The organism is Paenibacillus sp. Soil787 (assembly GCF_001429545.1).
GTDB lineage: Bacteria > Bacillota > Bacilli > Paenibacillales > NBRC-103111 > Paenibacillus_E.
This window is the reverse complement of the sequence record NZ_LMSP01000012.1, coordinates 524,698-545,506: the sequence shown is the minus strand read 5'-3', so window position 1 is coordinate 545,506 and position 20,809 is coordinate 524,698. Positions and strand designations below refer to the sequence as shown.

29 protein-coding genes, 1 tRNA gene and 1 pseudogene are annotated in these 20,809 nt (G+C 41.8%); 18 read left to right on the top strand and 13 right to left on the bottom strand.

The window, feature by feature from the left end:
* Nucleotides 1-47: 47 nt before the first annotated feature.
* From ASG93_RS15125 to ASG93_RS15115, 3 genes are read left to right on the top strand one after another with little or no spacing between them, the layout of a single operon-like run.
* Entirely contained in the window at nt 48-881 is an 834-nt protein-coding gene (locus ASG93_RS15125) for an alpha/beta hydrolase family protein (protein ID WP_056833252.1), read from the top strand.
* Nucleotides 882-884: 3 nt separating this feature from the next.
* The gene (locus ASG93_RS15120; protein WP_056833250.1) at nt 885-2,246 is read left to right on the top strand and encodes a Na+/H+ antiporter NhaC family protein; all 1,362 of its coding nucleotides are present in this window, start codon (nt 885-887) and stop codon (nt 2,244-2,246) included.
* Complete coding sequence (locus tag ASG93_RS15115) at nt 2,239-2,751, top strand: metallophosphoesterase (protein ID WP_056833248.1); 513 nt, start codon at nt 2,239-2,241, stop codon at nt 2,749-2,751. Before ASG93_RS15120 ends, ASG93_RS15115 begins: the two co-directional genes overlap by 8 nt.
* A 228-nt stretch (nt 2,752-2,979) precedes the next feature.
* Here the strand turns inward: ASG93_RS15115 and ASG93_RS15110 are convergent, their stop codons facing one another.
* The 3 genes from ASG93_RS15110 to ASG93_RS36345 form a co-directional block, all read right to left on the bottom strand.
* Nucleotides 2,980-3,360 (bottom strand): hypothetical protein, encoded by a 381-nt coding sequence (locus tag ASG93_RS15110; protein ID WP_056833246.1) that lies wholly within the window; start codon nt 3,358-3,360, stop codon nt 2,980-2,982.
* 75 nt (nt 3,361-3,435) lie between these two features.
* Nucleotides 3,436-3,633 carry a phosphatase PAP2 family protein gene (locus ASG93_RS36350; RefSeq protein ID WP_268796013.1) on the bottom strand — a complete coding sequence of 66 codons (198 nt, stop codon included), beginning with the start codon at nt 3,631-3,633 and terminating at the stop codon, nt 3,436-3,438.
* A gap of 201 nt (nt 3,634-3,834) precedes the next feature.
* Nucleotides 3,835-4,029: a DedA family protein gene (locus tag ASG93_RS36345; protein ID WP_056833244.1), complete on the bottom strand. Its 195-nt coding sequence runs from the start codon at nt 4,027-4,029 to the stop codon at nt 3,835-3,837.
* 144 nt (nt 4,030-4,173) lie between these two features.
* Here ASG93_RS36345 and ASG93_RS36960 point away from each other — a divergent pair.
* Nucleotides 4,174-4,329: pseudogene (locus tag ASG93_RS36960) on the top strand (site-specific integrase); the annotation flags it as partial.
* 195 nt (nt 4,330-4,524) lie between these two features.
* On the opposite strand, the gene ASG93_RS15100 reads toward ASG93_RS36960, so the two are convergent.
* Both ASG93_RS15100 and ASG93_RS15095 read right to left on the bottom strand, forming a co-directional pair.
* Nucleotides 4,525-4,986, bottom strand: coding sequence for a DUF2569 family protein (locus ASG93_RS15100; protein WP_056833242.1), 462 nt, complete (start codon nt 4,984-4,986; stop codon nt 4,525-4,527).
* Between the two features lie 310 nt (nt 4,987-5,296).
* Nucleotides 5,297-5,369, bottom strand: a tRNA-Val gene (locus ASG93_RS15095).
* A gap of 361 nt (nt 5,370-5,730) precedes the next feature.
* On the opposite strand from ASG93_RS15095, the gene ASG93_RS15090 reads away from it, so the two are divergent.
* Nucleotides 5,731-5,925: a hypothetical protein gene (locus ASG93_RS15090; protein WP_029196081.1), complete on the top strand. Its 195-nt coding sequence runs from the start codon at nt 5,731-5,733 to the stop codon at nt 5,923-5,925.
* A gap of 109 nt (nt 5,926-6,034) precedes the next feature.
* On the opposite strand, the gene ASG93_RS15085 is transcribed toward ASG93_RS15090, so the two are convergent.
* The 3 genes from ASG93_RS15085 to ASG93_RS35110 all read right to left on the bottom strand — a co-directional run bounded on the left by ASG93_RS15085 (nt 6,035) and on the right by ASG93_RS35110 (nt 7,048).
* Nucleotides 6,035-6,334, bottom strand: a complete 300-nt coding sequence (locus ASG93_RS15085) for a hypothetical protein (RefSeq protein ID WP_235550849.1) — start codon at nt 6,332-6,334, stop codon at nt 6,035-6,037.
* A gap of 187 nt (nt 6,335-6,521) precedes the next feature.
* Nucleotides 6,522-6,731, bottom strand: a complete 210-nt coding sequence (locus ASG93_RS15080) for an alpha/beta-type small acid-soluble spore protein (RefSeq protein ID WP_029196083.1) — start codon at nt 6,729-6,731, stop codon at nt 6,522-6,524.
* A gap of 158 nt (nt 6,732-6,889) precedes the next feature.
* Nucleotides 6,890-7,048: a hypothetical protein gene (locus ASG93_RS35110; RefSeq protein ID WP_156410903.1), complete on the bottom strand. Its 159-nt coding sequence runs from the start codon at nt 7,046-7,048 to the stop codon at nt 6,890-6,892.
* A 312-nt stretch (nt 7,049-7,360) separates the two neighbouring features.
* Here ASG93_RS35110 and ASG93_RS15075 point away from each other — a divergent pair, with 312 nt between their 5' ends.
* The 8 genes from ASG93_RS15075 (at nt 7,361) to ASG93_RS15040 (ending at nt 12,320) form a co-directional block, all read left to right on the top strand.
* Entirely contained in the window at nt 7,361-7,687 is a 327-nt protein-coding gene (locus ASG93_RS15075) for a hypothetical protein (RefSeq protein WP_047672455.1), read from the top strand.
* 164 nt (nt 7,688-7,851) lie between these two features.
* Nucleotides 7,852-8,403, top strand: a complete 552-nt coding sequence (locus ASG93_RS15070; RefSeq protein WP_056833240.1) for a superoxide dismutase family protein — start codon at nt 7,852-7,854, stop codon at nt 8,401-8,403.
* A gap of 21 nt (nt 8,404-8,424) precedes the next feature.
* Nucleotides 8,425-8,901 (top strand): hypothetical protein, encoded by a 477-nt coding sequence (locus ASG93_RS15065; RefSeq protein ID WP_056833238.1) that lies wholly within the window; start codon nt 8,425-8,427, stop codon nt 8,899-8,901.
* A 215-nt stretch (nt 8,902-9,116) separates the two neighbouring features.
* A complete protein-coding gene (locus ASG93_RS15060) occupies nt 9,117-9,314 on the top strand; it encodes a hypothetical protein (protein ID WP_156410902.1) in 198 nt (65 codons plus the stop codon).
* 330 nt (nt 9,315-9,644) lie between these two features.
* A complete protein-coding gene (locus tag ASG93_RS15055; RefSeq protein WP_235550848.1) occupies nt 9,645-10,376 on the top strand; it encodes a glycosyltransferase family 2 protein in 732 nt (243 codons plus the stop codon).
* A gap of 6 nt (nt 10,377-10,382) precedes the next feature.
* The gene (locus ASG93_RS15050; RefSeq protein ID WP_056833232.1) at nt 10,383-10,727 is read left to right on the top strand and encodes a DUF2304 domain-containing protein; all 345 of its coding nucleotides are present in this window, start codon (nt 10,383-10,385) and stop codon (nt 10,725-10,727) included.
* Nucleotides 10,724-11,080: an EamA family transporter gene (locus tag ASG93_RS15045; protein ID WP_056833230.1), complete on the top strand. Its 357-nt coding sequence runs from the start codon at nt 10,724-10,726 to the stop codon at nt 11,078-11,080. Before ASG93_RS15050 ends, ASG93_RS15045 begins: the two co-directional genes overlap by 4 nt.
* 28 nt (nt 11,081-11,108) lie before the next feature.
* Entirely contained in the window at nt 11,109-12,320 is a 1,212-nt protein-coding gene (locus ASG93_RS15040; RefSeq protein ID WP_056833228.1) for an ArnT family glycosyltransferase, read from the top strand.
* Here the strand turns inward: ASG93_RS15040 and ASG93_RS15035 are convergent.
* Nucleotides 12,289-12,720 carry a CBS domain-containing protein gene (locus ASG93_RS15035; RefSeq protein ID WP_056833226.1) on the bottom strand — a complete coding sequence of 144 codons (432 nt, stop codon included), beginning with the start codon at nt 12,718-12,720 and terminating at the stop codon, nt 12,289-12,291. The genes ASG93_RS15040 and ASG93_RS15035 overlap by 32 nt on opposite strands.
* Nucleotides 12,721-12,986: 266 nt before the next feature.
* Between ASG93_RS15035 and ASG93_RS15030 the strand changes: the two genes are divergently transcribed.
* Together ASG93_RS15030 and ASG93_RS15025 are read left to right on the top strand one after the other, a co-directional pair.
* Nucleotides 12,987-13,448 carry a divergent PAP2 family protein gene (locus ASG93_RS15030; RefSeq protein WP_056833224.1) on the top strand — a complete coding sequence of 154 codons (462 nt, stop codon included), beginning with the start codon at nt 12,987-12,989 and terminating at the stop codon, nt 13,446-13,448.
* A gap of 76 nt (nt 13,449-13,524) precedes the next feature.
* Nucleotides 13,525-13,962, top strand: a complete 438-nt coding sequence (locus tag ASG93_RS15025) for a GNAT family N-acetyltransferase (protein ID WP_056833222.1) — start codon at nt 13,525-13,527, stop codon at nt 13,960-13,962.
* On the opposite strand, the gene ASG93_RS15020 is transcribed toward ASG93_RS15025, so the two are convergent.
* Together ASG93_RS15020 and ASG93_RS15015 are read right to left on the bottom strand one after the other, a co-directional pair.
* A complete protein-coding gene (locus tag ASG93_RS15020; protein WP_056833220.1) occupies nt 13,959-15,578 on the bottom strand; it encodes an ATP-binding protein in 1,620 nt (539 codons plus the stop codon). The two genes, ASG93_RS15025 and ASG93_RS15020, sit on opposite strands and share 4 nt — an antisense overlap.
* A gap of 200 nt (nt 15,579-15,778) precedes the next feature.
* Entirely contained in the window at nt 15,779-16,531 is a 753-nt protein-coding gene (locus ASG93_RS15015; RefSeq protein WP_056833217.1) for an MBL fold metallo-hydrolase, read from the bottom strand.
* Between the two features lie 97 nt (nt 16,532-16,628).
* On the opposite strand from ASG93_RS15015, the gene ASG93_RS15010 reads away from it, so the two are divergent.
* The 3 genes from ASG93_RS15010 (at nt 16,629) to ASG93_RS15000 (ending at nt 18,622) form a co-directional block, all read left to right on the top strand.
* Nucleotides 16,629-17,543 carry an alpha/beta hydrolase gene (locus ASG93_RS15010; RefSeq protein WP_056833216.1) on the top strand — a complete coding sequence of 305 codons (915 nt, stop codon included), beginning with the start codon at nt 16,629-16,631 and terminating at the stop codon, nt 17,541-17,543.
* Nucleotides 17,544-17,601: 58 nt separating this feature from the next.
* Nucleotides 17,602-18,219, top strand: coding sequence for a stalk domain-containing protein (locus tag ASG93_RS15005; protein ID WP_056833214.1), 618 nt, complete (start codon nt 17,602-17,604; stop codon nt 18,217-18,219).
* A 91-nt stretch (nt 18,220-18,310) separates the two neighbouring features.
* On the top strand, nt 18,311-18,622 hold the full coding sequence (locus tag ASG93_RS15000; protein WP_029196098.1) for a DUF1292 domain-containing protein: 312 nt from the start codon (nt 18,311-18,313) through the stop codon (nt 18,620-18,622).
* A 61-nt stretch (nt 18,623-18,683) separates the two neighbouring features.
* Here ASG93_RS15000 and ASG93_RS14995 read toward each other — a convergent pair whose 3' ends face one another.
* Nucleotides 18,684-19,103 carry a DUF1885 family protein gene (locus ASG93_RS14995; RefSeq protein ID WP_056833211.1) on the bottom strand — a complete coding sequence of 140 codons (420 nt, stop codon included), beginning with the start codon at nt 19,101-19,103 and terminating at the stop codon, nt 18,684-18,686.
* A gap of 87 nt (nt 19,104-19,190) precedes the next feature.
* Entirely contained in the window at nt 19,191-20,660 is a 1,470-nt protein-coding gene (locus ASG93_RS14990) for an aminotransferase class I/II-fold pyridoxal phosphate-dependent enzyme (protein WP_056833210.1), read from the bottom strand.
* Nucleotides 20,661-20,809 lie beyond the last annotated feature (149 nt).

Genomic DNA, 20,809 nt, shown 5'->3' with positions numbered 1-20,809 from the left:
GAAGTATTCAGCATTTAGAACACGAATTGGAAAGGAAGGTCATACGAATGAAACCAAGCGCGGGTAAACCGTTTGAATTATGTATAGAGACAGATCGTGTTGTGAGAGGGGATTTTTATGAAACGTCATCACAGCCGGCAAGAGGGACATTAATTATTTGTCATGGGTTCAAAGGTTTCAAAGATTGGGGGATGTTTCCGCATGTAGCTCAGGCGTTAGCCGAAGAGGTTGATGTGATTGCGATCAATTTTTCTCACAATGGCGTGGGCGCTGACTTGCTTGCATTTACGGAGCTTGAAAAGTTTGCTCGAGAAACCTATTCCAAAGATCTAGAAGATTTGCATGCTGTTGTGAACGATATTCGTAACCGGGAAGGCTTACCCCCCCAGAAACCCATACTTCTCTTAGGTCATAGCAGGGGTGCGGCTGTGAGTTTGATCTATGCGCTAGATCATCCTGAACATATCATCGGTGTGATTAGCTGGAACGGGATCGCGAATGTCGATTTATTTTCGGAGGAAAATAAAGATGAGATGCGGGCAACGGGGCGAACGTATACGATGAACGGGCGCACGAAGCAAAACATGCCGCAGGACCTCGAAATCCTAGAAGATATGGAGCATAATCGTGAGCGCTTCGATATTGTAGGTAGGATTAGTGGTGCTAAATTCCCAATCACCCTTATTCAGGGAACGGAAGATGGAGAAAGAGGAATCCGAGGTTCACAGAGGCTTGTTGAGCAAAATGCCGCCATTGCATGGATTAGAATCCCTGAGGGCAACCATACCTTTGGTTCTGTTCATCCATATCAAGGGGAAACGAAGCCGCTGAAGGAAGCAATTCTTGAGACCAAACGAACGATACAAGGGATGTTAGCCTAAACGATGTTAACGATTAGACAACTTAGTGCAGTAATCACGATAACAATTATAGGGCTTGCTGCCGCTTATTTTCTGCATATTCCTTTAGTGATTGGATTTTCATTGGGGCTTTTGACCTTGGCTGTCCTCATTTGGCGAGCGGGAACAACCTTTCGGGGCCTCTTGAAGAGCATGTGGGAAGGTATCCAACACACCAAAGAGGTCATTTGGATTCTTGCTCTCGTTGGCGTGGTTATCCCTACATGGACAATGAGCGGTACGATACCATACATGATTGATTTGGGTCTTAGTATCGTTAATCCTAGTTTTTTTCTAACATTTTCATTTGTACTTTCCGTTTGCATCTCTATGGTGCTGGGCACATCTACGGGAACGCTGAGTTCTGTGGGTATCCCCTTAATTGGTCTGGGGTTTCTGCTGCAAATCCCGCTTCCTATGGTTGCAGGTGCTCTCGTGTCGGGTGCTTTCGTTGGCGATCGGACTTCGCCATTTTCCAGTGCAAACAGACTTGTGGCTTCTTCAACAGGCGTTTCCATGCAGGTCCTTTTTAAAGCTTTACTACCCACAACAATAGGTGCGCTAGGTGTCGCGCTGGGGTTTTTCTTAGTATGCGATTATAGAGGAGAATGGCATCAGAGTAACATCATCTTACATAATCAGCAGTTTGCTTCGGGATTTAAGATCAGCTTGTGGCTGTTGCTGCCAGTACTTGTTTTATTGATTTCAATCCTTCTAAGGTTCAAAACAAGAAATGGCTTCCTCTTGTCGATTGCTTGTGCCATCCTAATTGGCATGAGCTGGCAACAAATGACTTGGCATGAATGGTTGCACGATATGTGGTACGGCTACCATTCCAGCTTATTTAACTCGCTGCAAACCAAAGGGCTTTCTAACATGATCGAGCTGATTGCTCTTATCGCACTCGCAGGTGCATTTAGTGGCATTTTAGAAAAGTATCGTATCCTAGAGATTTATATGCAAAAGCTGCTAGGGGAGACGTCTGCTTCACTTCTTTCAGCGACTGTACGAACCTCACTTTTTGGGTTAGGGCTTGGCCTTGTTTCGTGTAATCAAACATTGCCAATTATGATGACGGGGCGGAATTTGCTGCCTTTTTGGGAAGAGCGGTTTCCTCGCAGTCAACTTGCCAGAGTAGTAGCTGATTCAAGCCTCATTCTAGCTGCTATGATTCCGTGGAACATGCTTGCCATCGTCTGTGGAACCATAGTAGGTGTACCCGTGCTAGCGTATGTCGGCTATGCGCCGTTTCTTTGGGCTTTGCCTGTATGTACATTGCTGTGGTCTTTATGCTGGAAGGACCGTGGAAGTTTAAGAAGTAGTAGAGGAGTGGGATACGATGGCTAATACCTATTTTATTTCGGACCATCATTTTGGTCATTCATCCATTATTGATTTCGAAGCTCGGCCCTTTGCTGATGCAGACGAAATGAATGCGACCATGATTGCCAAATGGAACGCTATTGTCAGCCAAGAAGACAAAGTATTTCATCTAGGGGATTTCTCCTTCTTGAATAAAGAGCGAACCAAAGCCATTGTTTCAGAGCTAAATGGTTATAAAATCCTCATCTTAGGCAATCACGATCGGGGAAGGTCGAGAACATGGTGGCTTGAAGTTGGCTTTGACGAAGTAAGTGAGTACCCGATTATTTATAAGAATTTCTTTTTCTTATCCCATGAGCCGATGTATATGAACAAGCAGATGCCCTACCTCAATGTACACGGACACATTCATAGCCAGAAATATGAGGGACGCCATTACTTTAATGTGAGTGTGGAGCATTGGGATTATACGCCTGTTTCTTTTGAACAGATTCGAGATTCCGTTGTAGTGAGTGAGGAGCAGTCGTGAGGTACGTTTAAAGTCACTCCAATCGTGGAGTGGCTTTTTTTTTATTGTACAGGAAATTATGCAAGATACTGATCCTAGATCACTTTTCTGGGTTTTGGCAGATGCATGCAGAAGCTGAGAAGCCGATTTCCGACCTCTCAGACACTGTCGACGAGCTTCGTCTCACGGAGCTCTAGCTGAAAGCGCGTTTTTCGCGCTTTTTGTTCTTCAGAAAAGAAAAAACGGGAACTATTGTCCCGCTAATTTGTTAATGGTCTCTATTTTCTTATCATGACTTAGACTAACAAACACTGTAGATATTTCACTTTTTGGGTTATTTACACGAATATCACGATTGTTGAAATGCACATGGTCGATTCCTAGGCTATGGAACATAAATTTATGATCCTCCGTATCCAGTCCTTCGAATGATAAGTCACCCATGTGTCTGAAAATGTCTTTATTATCTTTCATAAGAACATCAATATTGTTATTGGTTACGTGAATATTCAGTAGCAAGGTATTGGAAAATTCGATTAGAAAGGTTCCTTTACGAATTCCTTTCTCTATTCTATGCCACTTTCCAGTAATAGCCTCAACTAGCGTACTATCATCAGAGAAATCGCTCATTTTGTCACCTCTAATTGAATTGTGAGTTATTGTACGAAATGAAGCCATCAAAATCAATGCTGTCATACAAAATCACTACGATGCGATAAATCCATTTTTACGGAGCATACGAAGGGTCTCCAATAAGATCACATTTAAGCTTATCCAAGCACCTCCAAAAGCATAACCAGCGATGACATCACTTGGGTATTGAACATCAAAGAAAATGCGACTGACACCAACTAGCAAACATAGAAGGATCACTAGCAATGTTGCTGCGATGCGAACCTTCAATTTTACTTAATGCCGAACTAGTAAATAGGCAGCAAAGCCACAGACGGTTAATGAAATTAATGTCTGCTCACTTGGAAATGTAGAGGGGAATGGATAGCTTAAAGAAGATGGACCGATGCGATGAAACAATGCTCGCAACCCTTCATCCAGAGCCTCTCCTCCCATTTCGGACCTAATGCTTTCCCAAGGGAAATAAAACGCTCACTCACCGGTTGATACACCGGCACCTGCTGTTAATATACAAAGGAACCAATTTAACTTTCCTTGAAAAATCAGCAGTCCTGCATAGCTCATCGAGACTTCCCCGGAAAAAGGTATCGCAAGCATCTCAAGCAAAAGGGCAAAGAAGAGAACCCAGTAGCCATAATGTTCTAACCAGCTTGTTAAAAAGCCCAATTAAATCTTCCTTCTTTCCTCATATTCTGATCGCTCAAAGGAAAAAATAACCCTATTTCCAACTCAAGGGTTATTTAGTAGCACATATAATATTTGAAATAAACAAAAAATCCCTTACGATGTAAGGACTTTCTTAGTATGACAACACTTTTACTCATGCAAGGAGTTAACCCAAAAATTGTTGCAGAAAGATTAGGGCATGTAGATATAAGACTTACATTGGATACATACAGTCATTTGCTCCCTAGTATGCAATTAGAATCAGCGACGAAGTTTGGTGAAATGCTATTTAATTCTTAAAGGGAAAAACCGCAGCTACGTGTAGCCGCGGTTTTAGTCCTTTTGTGCTTGGATTATACTCTCATGCTACAATACATAATTCCAAGTTATTCTTGCTACACCAGGTATCCTGTACCGAGGGCGCTAGCCCGAAGCGTGAATACGATGTTATGAGATGTTGCTGCCTTCTATGAATTACCCAGATAATAATTTACATTACTTCAAGAATGTATTTTTGACCCTTATTGATTTTTTAAAATATAATATCCAAGTAAAGCTGATAAGTATATATAAAATCGTTTGTAGGATTTGAGTAATTGTACTATCAAGTTGCATTGTGATATTTACTATTTCAATAACTCTCGTAAAGATACAAATTCCTTCAAGCATAAAAACAAATCTCGGTATTATCTGTTTCTTTTTGATTATTAAAAATAAAACGAGAAGAGAAATTGGTAATTTAATACATGCCGTTATAAGTCCGGGTAGTAACAACAAAAACTTATAACCACTAACATCATTATGTATTATACCTCCAGCATCCCACCAATGCAGAATCCCTATCACTATTAATAAATAAAACAAAATGCTTATTATTATTTGAAGTAAATATACAACTAGCCATCCTTCAATTTTAGGTTTAATTGAAAATTCGGGTTCAATAATTGTAGTATTCATTTAGCCTCCGTGATAGACAAAAGTATAATATTAGATTTGCAGCAATTTCTCATAACGTCTTGTTTACGTACATCGCAAATTACCCCACATTTTAAATATTCGTAAAGTGATTATAACTATCCTGCCCGTTCGTTTTAATTTAATGTAATCCTCATATTCAAGTTAACTTATGATTACTGCAACGAGATTGCTCATTAGGCGTCGCTGGTGACCAGTACGTGACCAAGGGGGAATAAATTCAGTTTTAAGAGTGATGTAATACTCCCCCGAAAAATTAAAAAGCCCTTACATAGTAAGGACTTTCGGTTGATGACCTGTAGTGGGCTCGAACCACTGACCCCTACCCTGTCAAGATAGTGCTCTCCCAGCTGAGCTAACAAGTCGTTTTTGAAGACAATTAGTAATATACCAAGGATTTAAGTGATTGTCAACACATGGTTATCGTACTTATTTTCGCCAATAAAGAAACAGCTTTTTGAAAAAAGGATTCGTCGTTCGTTTCTTTTTGGACCTGGGTATATAGGAGATGTTCGCCAGTGAACCGTGGAATATCTCGTCATTGTTGGAGAGCAGGATAGAAAGTTCTTCCTTTGAGACGCCTTGTTCTGCCATAATAGCGGCCAACCTTTCCGGACAATCTTGACACTACTATACCATACTTATGAGCTTGTTTGATAGTAGGGCTTTCATCTTGGCTTGATTTATGGTAACTTGATGACAGTAGATCTTGGGAGGAACAAGGAAATGACGAAACAACAGCATCGATGGAATTTACGTTTGAAGAGCAGTAATGTATATTTAGGCACTGTATATTTAGGGGATCCGCTTCCAGAAGTCGAAGATGTCATCATGATTGGTGAGAAGAAATATACGATCCTTGAACTTGGGAGTAACCGTGACGCAAGTGATGTATTTGTAGAAGAAGTGAAGAAGAAATAATGGTTCTATGTGAAGCGCTATTCTAATCGGATGATTCCGATAGATGGCGTTTTTTTATGATTTATTTACAAACAAAAAGAGGCTGCACTCTACAGCCTCCGCGTATGTATTATGTGATGTTGTATAGTGAAGCGAGGCAATCAACGAACATTTTGTTGTATTCTTCACGGGTATAGTCTTTATTGCAGGTAATGTCTCTTCCTAAGAATTGAAACCAGGTTATTTCTATGGGGATTTTTTTGTAAACAAACTTTTCGTTCTGGATGAGAAACGTATCATTCTCGAAAAACGGTACATTGTCAAATTGGAGAGTTTTTTCGCCTTTTTGTTCACTAACTAATGTGGCCAAAAGAATGAGCATGCGGTAGGGATCACGGAATATTTCATATTGTTCAGTCAAGGTTAACACTCCTTTATCGGATAATGGACAATGTAATCATACTAGAACTAATTTCAGAATAGAACACTTCCGTGGAAACTGGTGAGGAAATTGAAGGAATATATGATCATTTCGAAGGAAAAAAAGAAAGACTGATTTTCACTCTAAGGAGGATCGAGTGAATCAGTCTTTTTTTGCTTGCTCCTACATCAAAGGATTAGCGTTTGAAGCTGGAGAGTTGTTGCTCAGCTATTTGCACTAATCGCTTCGTGATGTTGCCACCAATGGCACCAGCATCACGTGTTGCCAAATTACCGTTGTAACCAGTAGGGGAGAGAGGGACACCAATTTCTTGAGCGACTTCATACTTCAGTTGATCCAATGCTGCTTTTGCTTGTTGTACGACTAAAGTGTTGTTTCTAGCCATTCATAATCATCTCCTTTTTTTTGGTACACCAGTATTATTTGAATGTTCAGATTATTTATTCGCGAAATTCAAAAAAATTTACAAGTTTTTTTACTGTCCTCCAAACATCAATAAACCCCCAACCAAAAGGCTGGGGGGAAATATATAATTAGAATGGATTATTCCTCTTCGGATTCCGTGCTTTCTTCCGCAGCAGCAGCTTCTTGGGCAGCTTCTGCAACTTCTTCAGAAGACACCTCTTCGCTCACCACTTCTTCGGTGGACTCTGGGGCGATTTCTTCTTCATTTTGGGATACAACTTCTTCGTTTTGGCTCATTTATTTGTCACCTCCTCTGATACGTATAGTATCATTTTAGCTGCTTCTAGCAGGCTAAACAAGTAGGGTAGTGGACGAAATGATAGATTTAATGTAACCTTTATCCGTTTGTCATTCCTTGTGGAATTCGAATAGCAATATAAGTCGTATCCTGCGAGAAAATGCTTTGTTTTCGCCTGATAGCACGATTAAGCATGTTTTATTTTTTCTATGAATATACATGAGGCGAAGCAGCAAAAGTTCATGATTTGCTAAGTTGAGCTTATGCTTACGAAGTTAGTTTTCTTACGAAAACTCTTAGGAGGAATCCGAATGAATCGGTCGGATGTTATTTTGGAGTTACAACTTGTACCGGAGTTGCTTAAACAAGCAGAAGCCATCTATGTGGATGCGGTATCGGAACTGGCCTGGGCAAAGCATCAGCTTCTAGCCAAAGAATGTGAAGTTATTGGGGACGGTATGGTTACAGGGAAAAACGAGCTTCACCGACAAGCGGAGATGTGGCCATACACCAAAGATTTACAGCAGCAAGTTTTGCGGATGGAAGACGCCGTCGAGCATACGAAGGTTGAGTTCCATTTCTACAAAAGGAAGCTAGAGAATCTACAAATCATTGCGAAACTCATGACGATTTTATAAGGAGATAAAGGCATGAATGAAGTCTGCAATCGAGAGATTGCGGGCTTTTTGCTATAGAACGCTAATATGAAAAATTTGTTCTTTTAATGCGGTTACGGTGTAATGCAGTTGTGCATCCTAAGAGTAGATTATGTAAAAACCAAGTTATCGGGAGGATATCGTTAATGAAATCAATTAAGATCATCATGACTGTCAGTCTGGGGTTGCTTGTATTAACCGCTTGTCAAAGTGTGAAGAGTACAATGACGAAAGAAGCCGCATCACCACCATCTGAGCTGCAAGTTTCAATGATCGGTTCGAGCGGCCAACCCATAGGGACTGCCCATTTAACATCTGTTCAGGATGGAGTTCAGATTGATCTCCAAGTTAGCGGGCTGACACCAGGAAATCATGGCTTACACTTTCATGAAAAAGCAGTCTGTGAAGCCCCTAACTTTGATTCGGCAGGAGCACACTTCAATCCATTTAAGAAGGAACATGGCTTTCACAATCCGAAAGGTTTCCATGCAGGGGATCTCCCCAATTTGGTCGTGGATGCACAGGGAAATGGGAAGTTCAATGCCATTACTAAGTCTGCAGTACTGCTTCCGGACAGGCCGAATTCATTGTTAAAACAAGGGGGCACAAGTCTGGTCATCCATGAGAAAGAAGATGATCTGAAGACGGATCCATCCGGTAATTCGGGGAAACGAATTGCATGCGGTGCTGTGAAATAAGGGAAGGAGCTGTCTGACAACATGATTAAAACGCAGGATCTCAAGCTGCAAATGGATGAACTAACGAAACAAAACGATATGGTGCTCATCGAGCTAGAGCAAGTTAAGAAGATGTTGACTAACAGCTCTCAAAGCTCACAAAGCCAAGGGCAGCAACAATTTAATAATAGCAGCAGTGACCAGCAATCCTTTGACTCTAACCAACAGGCACAGGGTCAAGACCAGAATCAAAATCAAAATCAAAGTAAAAGTAAAAGAGCTAATCAAGGTGACGCGAATGGTCAGCAAGTAACAGACTTAGCCAATGATTTATTGAAAATCAAGGATCTCGTTGAAAAATTAGAACAGAAGACGTCCCAATATGTAAGCAGTCAATCCAACGGTTCATTAAATGAGAAAGATGCGGTCAATCTTATACTCACTTTAATGAATGGTATGGTAGATTGGGCGAGCGAATTTGTTTCATCCAGAGTGTCATCGAATGGACAAGTACAATAGTTGAAAATGTGCATGAAAAGACAAAAGCGCCGCATGAAGCAGCTCTTTTGTCTTTTTGTCGAATTCTAACTTCATTCATTAAGTGAACTTAATAAAAGATTTATTGATTTTTTAGGCGATTCGACAATATGTCCATATTTACAGATAGCAGAATGACCGATAAAGTAAAGTGTAGACAAAAGAAAGAGACAAACCGTGGATGGGGAGTTGGAATCGTGAGAGAAATCGATATTAATCACGTAATGAGTCAGCTTGGCATTCAGCCAATTCAATGGCAAGAACTACAAGATCAACAAAATCAACAAAATGAAGTTACGCGCACAAGCGTTGTCAACCCTTCGATTGAAGCATCTCAACCACATAACGACTCCTACGCCATCAAGTTTCACATGGATCTCAACGTGAAACTCTAACTTATGATAGAGAGGACCTCGCTACGCTTTCCATTCTTTTTTAACTATTCCAAAGTGATGCGCTCTATAATCCAAACCAAAACCCAAGGAACGACATTTTGCTTTTTGGAACTTATTCAGCATGTTAATTACGGTGATTTCGCATGTTTTCGCAACAGTCTTCTTCATAAGTGTTGATCGTATAAGGGTTACTTGCTGCTTCGATGATGGGAAGGATGGGGACTAAATCCCATTCTTTTTTTGCGTTTCGGGCTCTATCTATTTGCATTCATGGCATTTGGTTTAATCAGATGGAGAAGCGGGTATGCTTGGGAATAGAGATGGTTAAGAATGGATGATCGTAGGGAGGGAAGGAATGACTTAATGAAGACCCTTGCCATTATTCCGGCTTACAACGAAGAAAAAACGTTAGCAGGTGTGGTAGCTTCCATAAAGCGGGAGCAGCCTAATATGGATATTGTCATCATCAATGATGGTTCCACGGATCGTACCTCTACAGTTGCCCGTGCGTTGCAGCATGCGGCTGTAATCGATTTGCCTGTCAATCTAGGCATCGGTGGCGCCATGCAAACGGGATACATGTACGCGGCAAGGAATGGCTACGATATCGCTATACAGATCGATGCAGATGGTCAACATGATCCCGAAGCATTGACTCAAATTATGGAGCCAATCTTGACTGGACATGTGGATTGCTGCATCGGCTCACGATTTCTGATGAAGACCGCCTATCGTTCCGCTTGGAATCGACGATTAGGTATTCTCTTTTTTACTTGGATGATTAGTTGGATGATTGGTAAGACCTTCACAGATCCTACATCGGGCTTTAGAGCGGTGAACCGTCCCATCATTGAGCTTTTTGCAAGGTATTACCCGGAGGATTATCCGGAGGTTGAAGCTATCGTTTTACTAGAACGGCAGCAATTCAGATTGAAAGAAGTATCTGTTTTAATGCATGAGAGGAAAGCGGGTCAATCGTCCATTACCCCTTTGAAATCGCTCTACTATATGGTTAAAGTATCTCTTGCTGTATGTATGTCAAGAATTCGTAATGTGAGTTGATATTTCATGAATGTATATGTTTGGGCAATCTCTTTTTGTTTGGTATTTATTTTCATTTCCGTAGAGCTTATTCGTAGGCAAAAACTACAGGAGCAGTACGCTATTCTCTGGCTAGTGCTAGGGCTTATCATGGCCATGTTTAGTGTGTTTCCAAGCTTATTGGATCAGGTATCGCAGAGAATGCATATCTATTATGCGCCTTCCTTGCTTTTTCTGGTAGGATTGTTATTCTCATTAGTATTTATCATGCATTTGACGCTAGTTATTTCTAAGCTTCATCGCAAATTGACCCGGTTGATACAGGAAGTTGCGCTGCTGCAAGAACAATTGCGAGGAAAGGGGTCTGAATGAGATTGATGACGACACCGATTCTCATTGTATTCCTAAATGTATGTTTACTGGTGTGTGGTCAAATTGCATGGAAAATAGCACTCAATCGAACGCCATTAACAGGGATACATAATTTAGGAACCGTACTGATGCAGCCTTACATTCTAGTGGGATGCTTACTTTATGGAATGGCTACGTTGATATGGTTCTATGCGCTAAGTCGATTCGATCTAAGTCGTGTTTATCCGCTCCAATCGATTGCGTATGTACTGGGCGCGTTGTTCGGGTGGTTGATATTAAAGGAAACATTTACATCATCACAATGGTTAGGGCTGCTCTTCGTAGTTGGAGGCGCCTACCTGTTAGCTAGATAGGTTTGTCTAATAAGGAGAGTAGGGTCTTATGAAACGCGGAGTTTGGCTTGGTTTGCTGCTGCTCATGGCTGCAGCTTTGTATTTACGCTTGCACTATGTGCTAGAAGCTGAATACCCACCATTAGAGTGGGATCAATTAGAGTACACGAAGACAGCGATTCAATTGCTCGACAAAGGCATATTTGCCTATCGCGATACCGTGCCTAATTCACTCGTGACACCCGGATTTCCGCTGCTCTTAGCGGCTGTATTTAGCCTTACAGGCCATGAACAACTGGAGTCGGCATTAATGGTCGTTCGTATCATGAATTGCTTTATTTCACTGGGAGCAATACTATTCTTATTTCTGATTGGGAAAAGGTTGTTTAACCCCATAACAGGGCTAATCGCCGCCGCTTTTGCCGCGGTGTATCCTTCCTACGTTTGGTCAACTTCACTCATCTTGACGGAGGTTCCGTTTTTGACTGTTTTTACGGCTTTGCTTTACATGCAGGTGCGTATCATTCAGGATAATAAAAGGCGGGATCATCTATGGATGGGGGCTCTGCTGGGACTTTGTGTTCTTATACGCCCGAATGTACTTCCCCTAGCTGTTGTTCCTTACATGTTTCTTTGGGTGAAAACGAAGAAAATAGACGCAGCTTATGGATTGCTTGCAGCTGCGTCTTTTGCCTGTATCATGATGCCTTGGTGGATTCGGAATTGGATAACTTTTCATTCTTTTATTTTTATCGCCAAAGGGGAAGCGGGCAATCCGTTCCTTGGAGGAACGGACCCCTACTTTCGAGGAACAATTGATTGGGACCATATCGATACAGATAATCAGTTCGTTGAAGGTTTGAGACGGATAAAAGAAGGTTTGATTGAAGAACCGTTGTTATGGATGAAATGGATGACAATTGGAAAATTACTCGTATTTTTTAAAACGATGTGGGTGGGACCATATCCTTTTTCCGTACCAGCGTGGTATGCGAATGCACTTGCACAGCTGCATACTTTCTTAATTGCTGCAGGCAGCATGGCAATGATTATTTTCAGCTTTCGCAAGCTTTCAGTTCAATATTTAACGGTGGCATTTCTCTTGGTTTTAAGTGTCCATATGGTATTTATTCCGGTGGATCGCTATGTGTACGGTATGCTTCCATTTCTGATGCTGGGCAGCGCCTATTTGATTACGCAAGTCATCTACTTACTTCATTGCGCCTGGACTACCTCTCTCCTGCAGCGGAGGGGGATTTAAATACGATCTGCTTCGCGCAGTATTCGATAATCTCGCTTCTACGAACAATCCCGATGAATTTATCGGAATCATCTACAATCGGAACGAAGTTTTGCACTTTGGCCAAATCGATAAGATCGACCATTTCGGCATGAATATGAACCGGTTTATTTTGTACACGCAGTGGGACTTCGGCCAGCACATGGCGATGAGCATTTTCGAAGCCAATTCCGTCTGAATTTTTAAGAAACCACAATAAATCTCCTTCGGTAACCGTGCCTACGTAAAGACCATCATCGGAAAGAATAGGCACAGCCGTATAACGGTGATATTCCATACGTTCTAATGTTTGACGAAGCGTTGCTTGCAATGTCGTAGTGATAACTTCGGATTTAGGCAAAAGGAAAAAAGCAATATTCATTCATTAACACTCCTTAGAGTTTTCCGTAGGAAAACTTTCTTCGTAGATAAGAAAGTATAAGTTCTATACTTTTGCTTCGCATCTACCTTGACAAACGCGCTCGTTCCTGAAGGACGACGGAGTCGTTTATCCTTGGTAAGCATAGGCTGAGTTTTCCACAGGAAAACTTAATTAAGATTTTCATTTCAGGGTCAACATTTCTATTGTATCAAACTTTTAGAATAGAATCTAAACCTGTGATGGATGCTAGAAGTGAGGTGAAGGTTATGAATCGAGCATTGACAACAGCAGTGATTGGAATTGGTACTGCTCAAGTAATGAAATTGCCACTTTTTTACTTGAAAACTGGAAAGTGGGACTGGTCACAGCTGACACAAACCGGAGGAATGCCAAGCTCACACTCCTCTGGGGTATCTGCACTTGCAACCTATATAGCGATGAAAAGAGGCGTTTCTGCGATCGATTTTGCCGTGAGTTCGGTTTTCGGAGCGGTCGTGATGTATGATGCGATGGGAATCAGGCGGGCTGCTGGAGAGATTGCGGTTGAAGTGAATGACCTCGATGAGCAAGTGGAGCGTTTGGCTAAACAGCATCCTGGTTTGTACCATGAACGAAAACGAAAAGCTTTAAAGGAACACTTAGGTCATTTGCCAAGAGAAGTCGTGGGGGGAGCGCTGCTGGGTATCGCCATAGGTGCTTTTAGTTATATGCTGGAAACTAAGAAATAGGATGAACGGTACATGTGGACAACTTTTCTTGAATGGGATAAGATCAAGAAATGTTCTTAGAAAGGAAGAAGTTCACATGGAAATTATTCGAGTCACAACGAAAGATCAATTACAAGCCTGTTTTGGCGTAAGGTTCAAAGTGTTCGTTGAAGAACAGCAAGTACCTGAGCACGAGGAAATGGATGATAAGGATGAATCACCTCAAGCGTGCCATCATTTTCTTATGTTAGATGGAGATCAGCCTGTTGCGGCTGCTCGTTGGTATGAGTATCAACCTCAGACGGCTAAATTGCAGCGAGTAGCGGTTTTGAAAGAATATAGGGGCCAATCCCTAGGTAAGCAAATGATTCTTGCCATGGAGCTGCAAGCTCGTGAAAAGCATTGCACATCTGCGATTCTCGACGCACAGTGTCAAGCTGAGGGCTTTTATAGCCAACTTGGCTATAAAGTCATCTCGGATGAACCTTTTTATGATGCTGGCATCCTGCATGTCAGAATGAAAAAACCGCTTTAGAGAAAAGCGGTTTTTTCATTCTGTGAATGTTCTTCAACTAGGGGGAAGGTTATGATAAACCGTGTGCCTTTTCCAAGTTCGCTCTCAACTTCCAAGGTCCCTTGATGATCTTGAACGATTTTGTAACAAATAGATAAACCAAGTCCGGTACCGGCTGCTTTCGTCGTGAAGAAGGGATGGAAGATTTTCTCCAACTGTTCACTTGGAATACCTGGGCCGTTATCTGCAATAATTAAAGTCGCGTTCTTCGGATCGCGGCTTAATTGCATGTGGATAGTGCCGTTTTCTACCATCGCTTCGCAAGCATTTTTAATAATATTAAGCAATAACTGTATCATTTTATCCTGGTCCATCCATACGAGGATCGGATCTATCCATTCTTGATAATGAATCTCGTGACCGAAACGAGTAGCTTCTGATTCCATCAAGGCAATAACCTTAAGTACACATTCATGGAGAGAATCGACCTGGAAATCAATGCGATGGGGCTTTGAGAATTGGAGGAATTCTGCCGTTAAGTCACTCATCCGATCAATTTCATCCATGATCATTGCATACCAATTTTCAATATTGTAACCATTTGCCTTGGAGATTTGCAAAAATCCCTTTACCGTTGTCAACGGATTTCGAATTTCATGAGCCATCCCGGAAGCAAGCTCACCGACGACTCTCAATTTTTCCGATCTGAGCATATGCTCTTCGCGCTTCAACCATGATTCGCGCTTTTTCATAAATAAGTTATGCTCTGCAAGTAAAATGAGATCATCTTTGGTCAAACCTTCTAGCGGATAAGAAGCCATGCCATACGTGATTTGAATACCAGTCAATTTGGGGAGTTCAGAATCAAGTTTTTGCTTGAAAGAAGCTGTAGAATCATGATCAGGATTAATCGGCATGACGACAGCGAACTCATCACCACCGTATCTTGCTATAAAGAGGGAGTCTTTAAACAAGATTTGCAGGAGGTCAGCCATTTGCTTCAAAATGAAATTCCCCGCTTGAAACCCGCGCGTTGTATTCATTGCCTTCAGATCCGTACAATCAATAAGAATAAGGACTAGACTTTGCTTTTGCTGTATGTATTGTTCCAGTCTACGATGCGACTCTTCATAATTATATAGGCCTGTTAGCGAATCCTTTTGCGCATATAAATATCGTTCATTTCTTAATGAATCTGCTTGTCTAATTGTAGAATAGACTGCTCGTGTGAATAAGGCTACCGCGGTAAAATCAAGTATACTATTAAGAGCATAAATCCACAGCAAATTCTTGCTGGAGAAACCAATAATGAGATAAACATTGCAAATATAAATCAGTGCATAGGCAGCAGCTAACACCCAAGATTTTTTGCGGCTTTCATCTTTATAAATATCGAAGGAAAGTGTTAGTATGTACAAAGGAAGACATAAATTCGAATGACCGATGTAATGTAGAAATCCAATGAAAAGTAAGCGAAGCCAAGGAATTGCCGCATGCTGCATTTGAAACCTTAGACTGATGATGTAAAGGACCAATGCTGCAACAAGTAAGGGTATGTTAAAAGCAGTATGCAAAATAGTTGTGTATAGACAAAAAACAAGAGCATAGACATAAAAAATCCAATTGATAACCACCATATCATCTCCTGAATGTAACTAAACGCGGTCGCTTATCTGTTGAATGACCCACATTGAGCTTTCTCACACCTTGTGACATGTTCTCTGTCTATTCACTAAATCCCTTCTAACAAAAGTAAACAAAATTGAAAAGTATCACGCTTTTTCTCAAAAAAAAAACCTTAAGGACAGTTCATCCCTAGGTTCTGAGCGTAAAATAATTATTCTGGAATTTCAATCACTTCATGTTGATGTATGAAAGTCATGCGGCCTGTTTTCCCAACAAAATTCATCATATCATCGCCATAATGCATTAGATAGATTCGCTCTTGTACATAATCAGGCAAGGTAAGCAGTTCTTCCAATGTAGCATGAATAAAACCGTTCCCGCTTAGTTGACAATCGTGTAAAATGGTATGACAATTTCTTTTGTTAACAATTTCTTGAACGAGAAGCTCCCCATTAAATTGGGTATCAGCACTATAGAAGGTTTGGCCATTGATAAAAAGTGAGTAGTTAAGCTTATGAGGTATGTGAAGTGTGGATATAAATTCAATGGTTAGACCAGGCAGTATGTTAGTAGGTACATTATCGTCAATAAGGATGACTTCGAAATAATCCTCTAGTCTGCTAAAACCGTCTGTGGGATTATACATGCCGCCTTTTAACGTATTATCCCAAAGGACTCCTGCTAGCGATTCTGTTAAGAAAAGTTTGGTCTTCTTATTCTTGTATTGGTATAACAATCGAAAGGCCATTTCTTCTAATCCGCCGACATGATCGGCATGAATGTGTGAAATGATGATACCATCAATTTGGTCAGGCTGTACACCGATGTCATGCAGCGATCTTGGCGTTGTTGCCCCGCAGTCGATTAGGATGTTCAATTCATTAGAACGGATTAATGCACTTGTATTGTAAAATGTTTTGGCAAATGCACTGCCGGTTCCCAACATTTGAATTTGCAAACTCATTCAGCAGCCTCCATTGTTCGACAAAAACCATCTTTTTCTAATGTAGCATGCGAGGTTACGGAATTTCAACCATTAATTAAAAGGTGTTGATTACTTCATGATTTGGATGATTATCAGTATTTTGTTCGTTCTAGTCTGTCTGGCGCTAATAGGTATATCAGTCTATGTTGGCTGGCAGCTCACACATCCGCAACGTAAACCTGTTGATGACTCGCCTGACCACTATGGTTTGCATATGGAGAATATTACATTCCCAAGCCGATCAAGAGATGTTCGTTTAGATGGATGGTTTTTGAAGTCATCTTGTGCGCCAACGGATGCTATCCCAATGACCGTTATTATATCTCATGGTTATGCCGGAACACGTTTGGAAAAAGGGCTTCCAGCGTTGGCTTTGGCTAAATCTATTGTCGAAGCAGGATATCATGTGCTTATGTTTGATTTTCGGAACTCAGGGAACTCGCAGGGGAATATAACGACGGTTGGCTTTTTGGAAAAGCAAGATGTACTCGGTGCTATCGACTGGGTTCAGGAACGCGAACCAAGTAAAATCTGCTTGATTGGCTTTTCAATGGGCGGCAGTACTTCCATCCTAGCAGCAGCCGAAGAAAGGGCTGTGTTAGGGGTCATAACAGATAGCGCCTTTGGTCAGCTTAGTCCCTATTTAAAGGACAATTTACCTGTATGGTCTAATCTTCCACGTTTCCCTTTTACACCTCTAATTCTACTTATTTTGCCTAGATTAATTGGTATCAACCCACATCGTGTTGATGCGCTTGCCGCGGTAGATCACATTTATCCAAGGCCGATTCTTTTTATTCATAGTCGTGATGATGAGGCTATTCCTTGGTCTAACAGTGAAGAAATGTGGAGCCGCCATCCGGATGCATTTGAACTTTGGATCACACAAAAAGCGGGGCATGTTGGCTCCTATCAGATGCAGCCGGAAGCCTATACACAACGTGTTCTGGATTTTTTATCAAAATTTAATAATCATCGCAACTCTTCTTAATCATTGGAGTATAAAGATGCAGACACAAGATTACTAACAAGAGCTGGAGGTTACGCGAATGAAAGTTCAACGGATATTAGCGTTAATGCTGATGTTTTTTGTTCTAAGTACGGCTGCAGTGGTGGCTTCATCGATATGGGGGGATTTTAAAGGTAATAATATTGCCCGATTAATCGTTAATGAAGAGACAGTGGAATTCGGGGATGCAGATGTTCCGCCTCTTATTGTTGATGGTAAAACCGTTCTGCCGCTGCGCGCAGTAAGTGATGCGCTACAGGCATTGGTGAAATGGGATAACTCGAACAAGACTGCCTACTTATACAAACCAAATGTGCACATGTTCTTTACGACTGAGGTGCGTAAAGACTCTGCTATCGTTCCTTTTGGTGTTGTAGAGCGCGGCAAAGAAGCAGATTTTATTGTTTTTGCTCAAGTCGATAATTTGAAGACAAGCATTAATTCTGTACGGGTTTCTGTTGTATCACCAAGTGGGAAGAGCGTTATTACACCGGTTGTGAAATCAATTTCCGAATCCAAGGAATCGTTTTGGCTGAAAGTACCTTTGTATGGCGTTTCCTTTGACGAGGCGGGCACGTACGTCGTTAAATTTGCTATGAAGCAAGATGGTTCTAACGACTATTCAGTCGTCTCAGAGAAGCAGATTCAATCCGAGTAGGAAAAGCAAACTCGAAAGTGGTTTGACCTCTTATTATGAAAATGTTAGGATAATTAAGTAACTAATTATTCGACGAAATGAGGTTCTGCCTGTGAGCGATGATAAGCATGATCATGTACACGGCCCGGACTGTGACCACGATCACGAGCAAGGGGAAGATGTTTTTATCGTAACGGACGAGAACGGCGAAGAGCACGAGATGGTGATGGTATATACTTTCCAATCTCAAGAGCAGGCTTATGCTGTTTTGCTCGATCGTAACGATCCTGAAGCTGACGGTGTTATTTTCCGTGTTGAAGAAGAGGACGACGATGCCTTCCTTGTCAACATTGAAGATGAAGAAGAGTGGGAACGTGTAGTGACTATTTACAATGAGATCGTGGCTCAAGAAGGCGAAGACTAAGAGCTATACATAAGAACCCCCTAGCAGAGTGATCTGTTAGGGGGTTTCTGTTTGCATACATTCATTTTCTAGGATTGAAATACATGATTCTGCCGTTGAATAGATGAAGTTCAGCTTTCAGCAGTTTACTAAGGTATTTGCAGAATTCATTGCCCTTGCTTTTATCGCCATGTGTGGCGTCGTCGGGCAACACGACTTGCACATAATGCTGCTCTTTCTCTTGGTTCTGCTCATTACCAACACCAATCACAATATATTTGTATAAAGGATTGATACCTTTCAGGTAGAACCATTTGCCTTCGCCTTCCGGCTTCGTCTCAATGGTATAAGGGAATCCGGCCTCGTCATACTCCCAGCCAAGCTGCTTGGCTGTCTGACTGAGCTGATCACGGTAATGCAGCAGCCTTTCCTTTAGTTCATCCAAGGTGAGTGCGGCAACTATGGATCCTGTTACGAATTTAATATAAGCGCTTTGAGCCATTCCTTGTTCACCTCATTCGCTAAACATCACCAACATCATAGCATCATGTAAACGGTTTTACAATATATACACCGCTCGGGGCGGATACTAGAAAATCGCTTGTGTCTCGACGATAACCTTCACATTTTGAACACTGCGGTCCTCAGGCCCTTTTACAGGCAACCCAACTTCGACATGCTCCACAATGTAATCAATAAGCTCTTGGGTTATCACTTCACCTGGAAGTAAAATGGGAATGCCTGGCGGGTACACGTAAATGAATTCGGCAATGATGCGGTCCGCAGCGTCTTTGAACGGAAGTATTTCGGTTTCACCATAGAAAGCATCCCGAGGTGTTAAAGTTAATTGTGGAATTGCAGGAACTTTGATGACAACTTCTTTTACTTCAGCAACGTCATCATTCATATGTGAGAGCTCGCGTAAGGCTTCGAGTAGGGTGTCGACGTTCTCTTGGGTGTCGCCAGGTGTTATAAGACAGAGAATGTTGTACATGTCGCTCATTTCGACTTCAATATTGTAATGATCGCGCAGCCAGTTCTCGACCTCAAAGCCAGTGATGCCAAGCTTGCGTACGTGAACGCATATTTTCGTCGGATCATAGCTGAAAGTCGCTTCTTCACCCAAAATCTCTTCCCCGAAGCAGTAGAGGTTACTGATTTCGTTGATCTGTTTTCTTGTGTACTGTGCAAGTTCTATCGTGCGTTCAGCCATTGCATGACCATTTAACGCCAGATGTCTGCGTGCAGTATCTAAAGAGGCTAACAATATATAGGAAGTTGAAGTTGTCGTAAGCATCGAAATAATGGTTTGGATTCGCTTTGGATTAACACGATTCCCTTTCACGTTGAGGACTGAGCTTTGCGTCATAGAACCACCTAGCTTATGCACGCTAGTCGCGGCCATATCGGCTCCGGCTTCCATCGCGGACATCGGCAATTTATCATGGAAATGAATGAGTACACCATGAGCTTCATCGACAAGGACAGGCATGTTATAGCTGTGAACAAGGTCAACAATTTCTTTAAGATTCGTACATACGCCATAGTAGGTCGGATTGATGACCAGAACAGCTTTGGCATCCGGATGCTTTTCGAGTGCGCGGCGAACAGAACGCGTCGGGATTCCGTGATCAATACCTAAGTTTTTATCGCGGGCAGGTTGGATGAACACAGGCTTAGCGCCTACGAAAATAATCGCGGCCAAGACAGATTTATGTACATTCCGCGGAACGATAATTTTATCGCCTTCCGAACACACGGTCATAATCATGGTCATAATGGCGCCGCTTGTCCCTTGGACGGAGAAGAACGTGTGATCCGCTCCATAGGCGTCTGCAGCAAGCTTTTGAGCTTCTTCAATCACGCCCATTGGTTGATGAAGGTCATCCAGCGGTGCTATATTGATGAGGTCGATAGACAGCGCGTTGTCCCCAATAAAGGAACGAAACTCCGGGTCCATGCCGACTCCTTTTTTATGGCCTGGAATATGGAATTGAATTGGATTTTTCTCAGCATGTGTGAGCAGTGCAGTGAACAGGGGGGTACGGGTATGATCCACCTGATTATCGCTTCCCTTCTATCGTGGATTGTTTGTTAAACATTGCAACAAACAAAATGAGTATATCAAAATAGAGATTTCATGCAAGCTAATTTTAAAAAATAGTTTGTGCTAGTTCAGGTAAAACTAACAGCAACTTGTTAAAATAC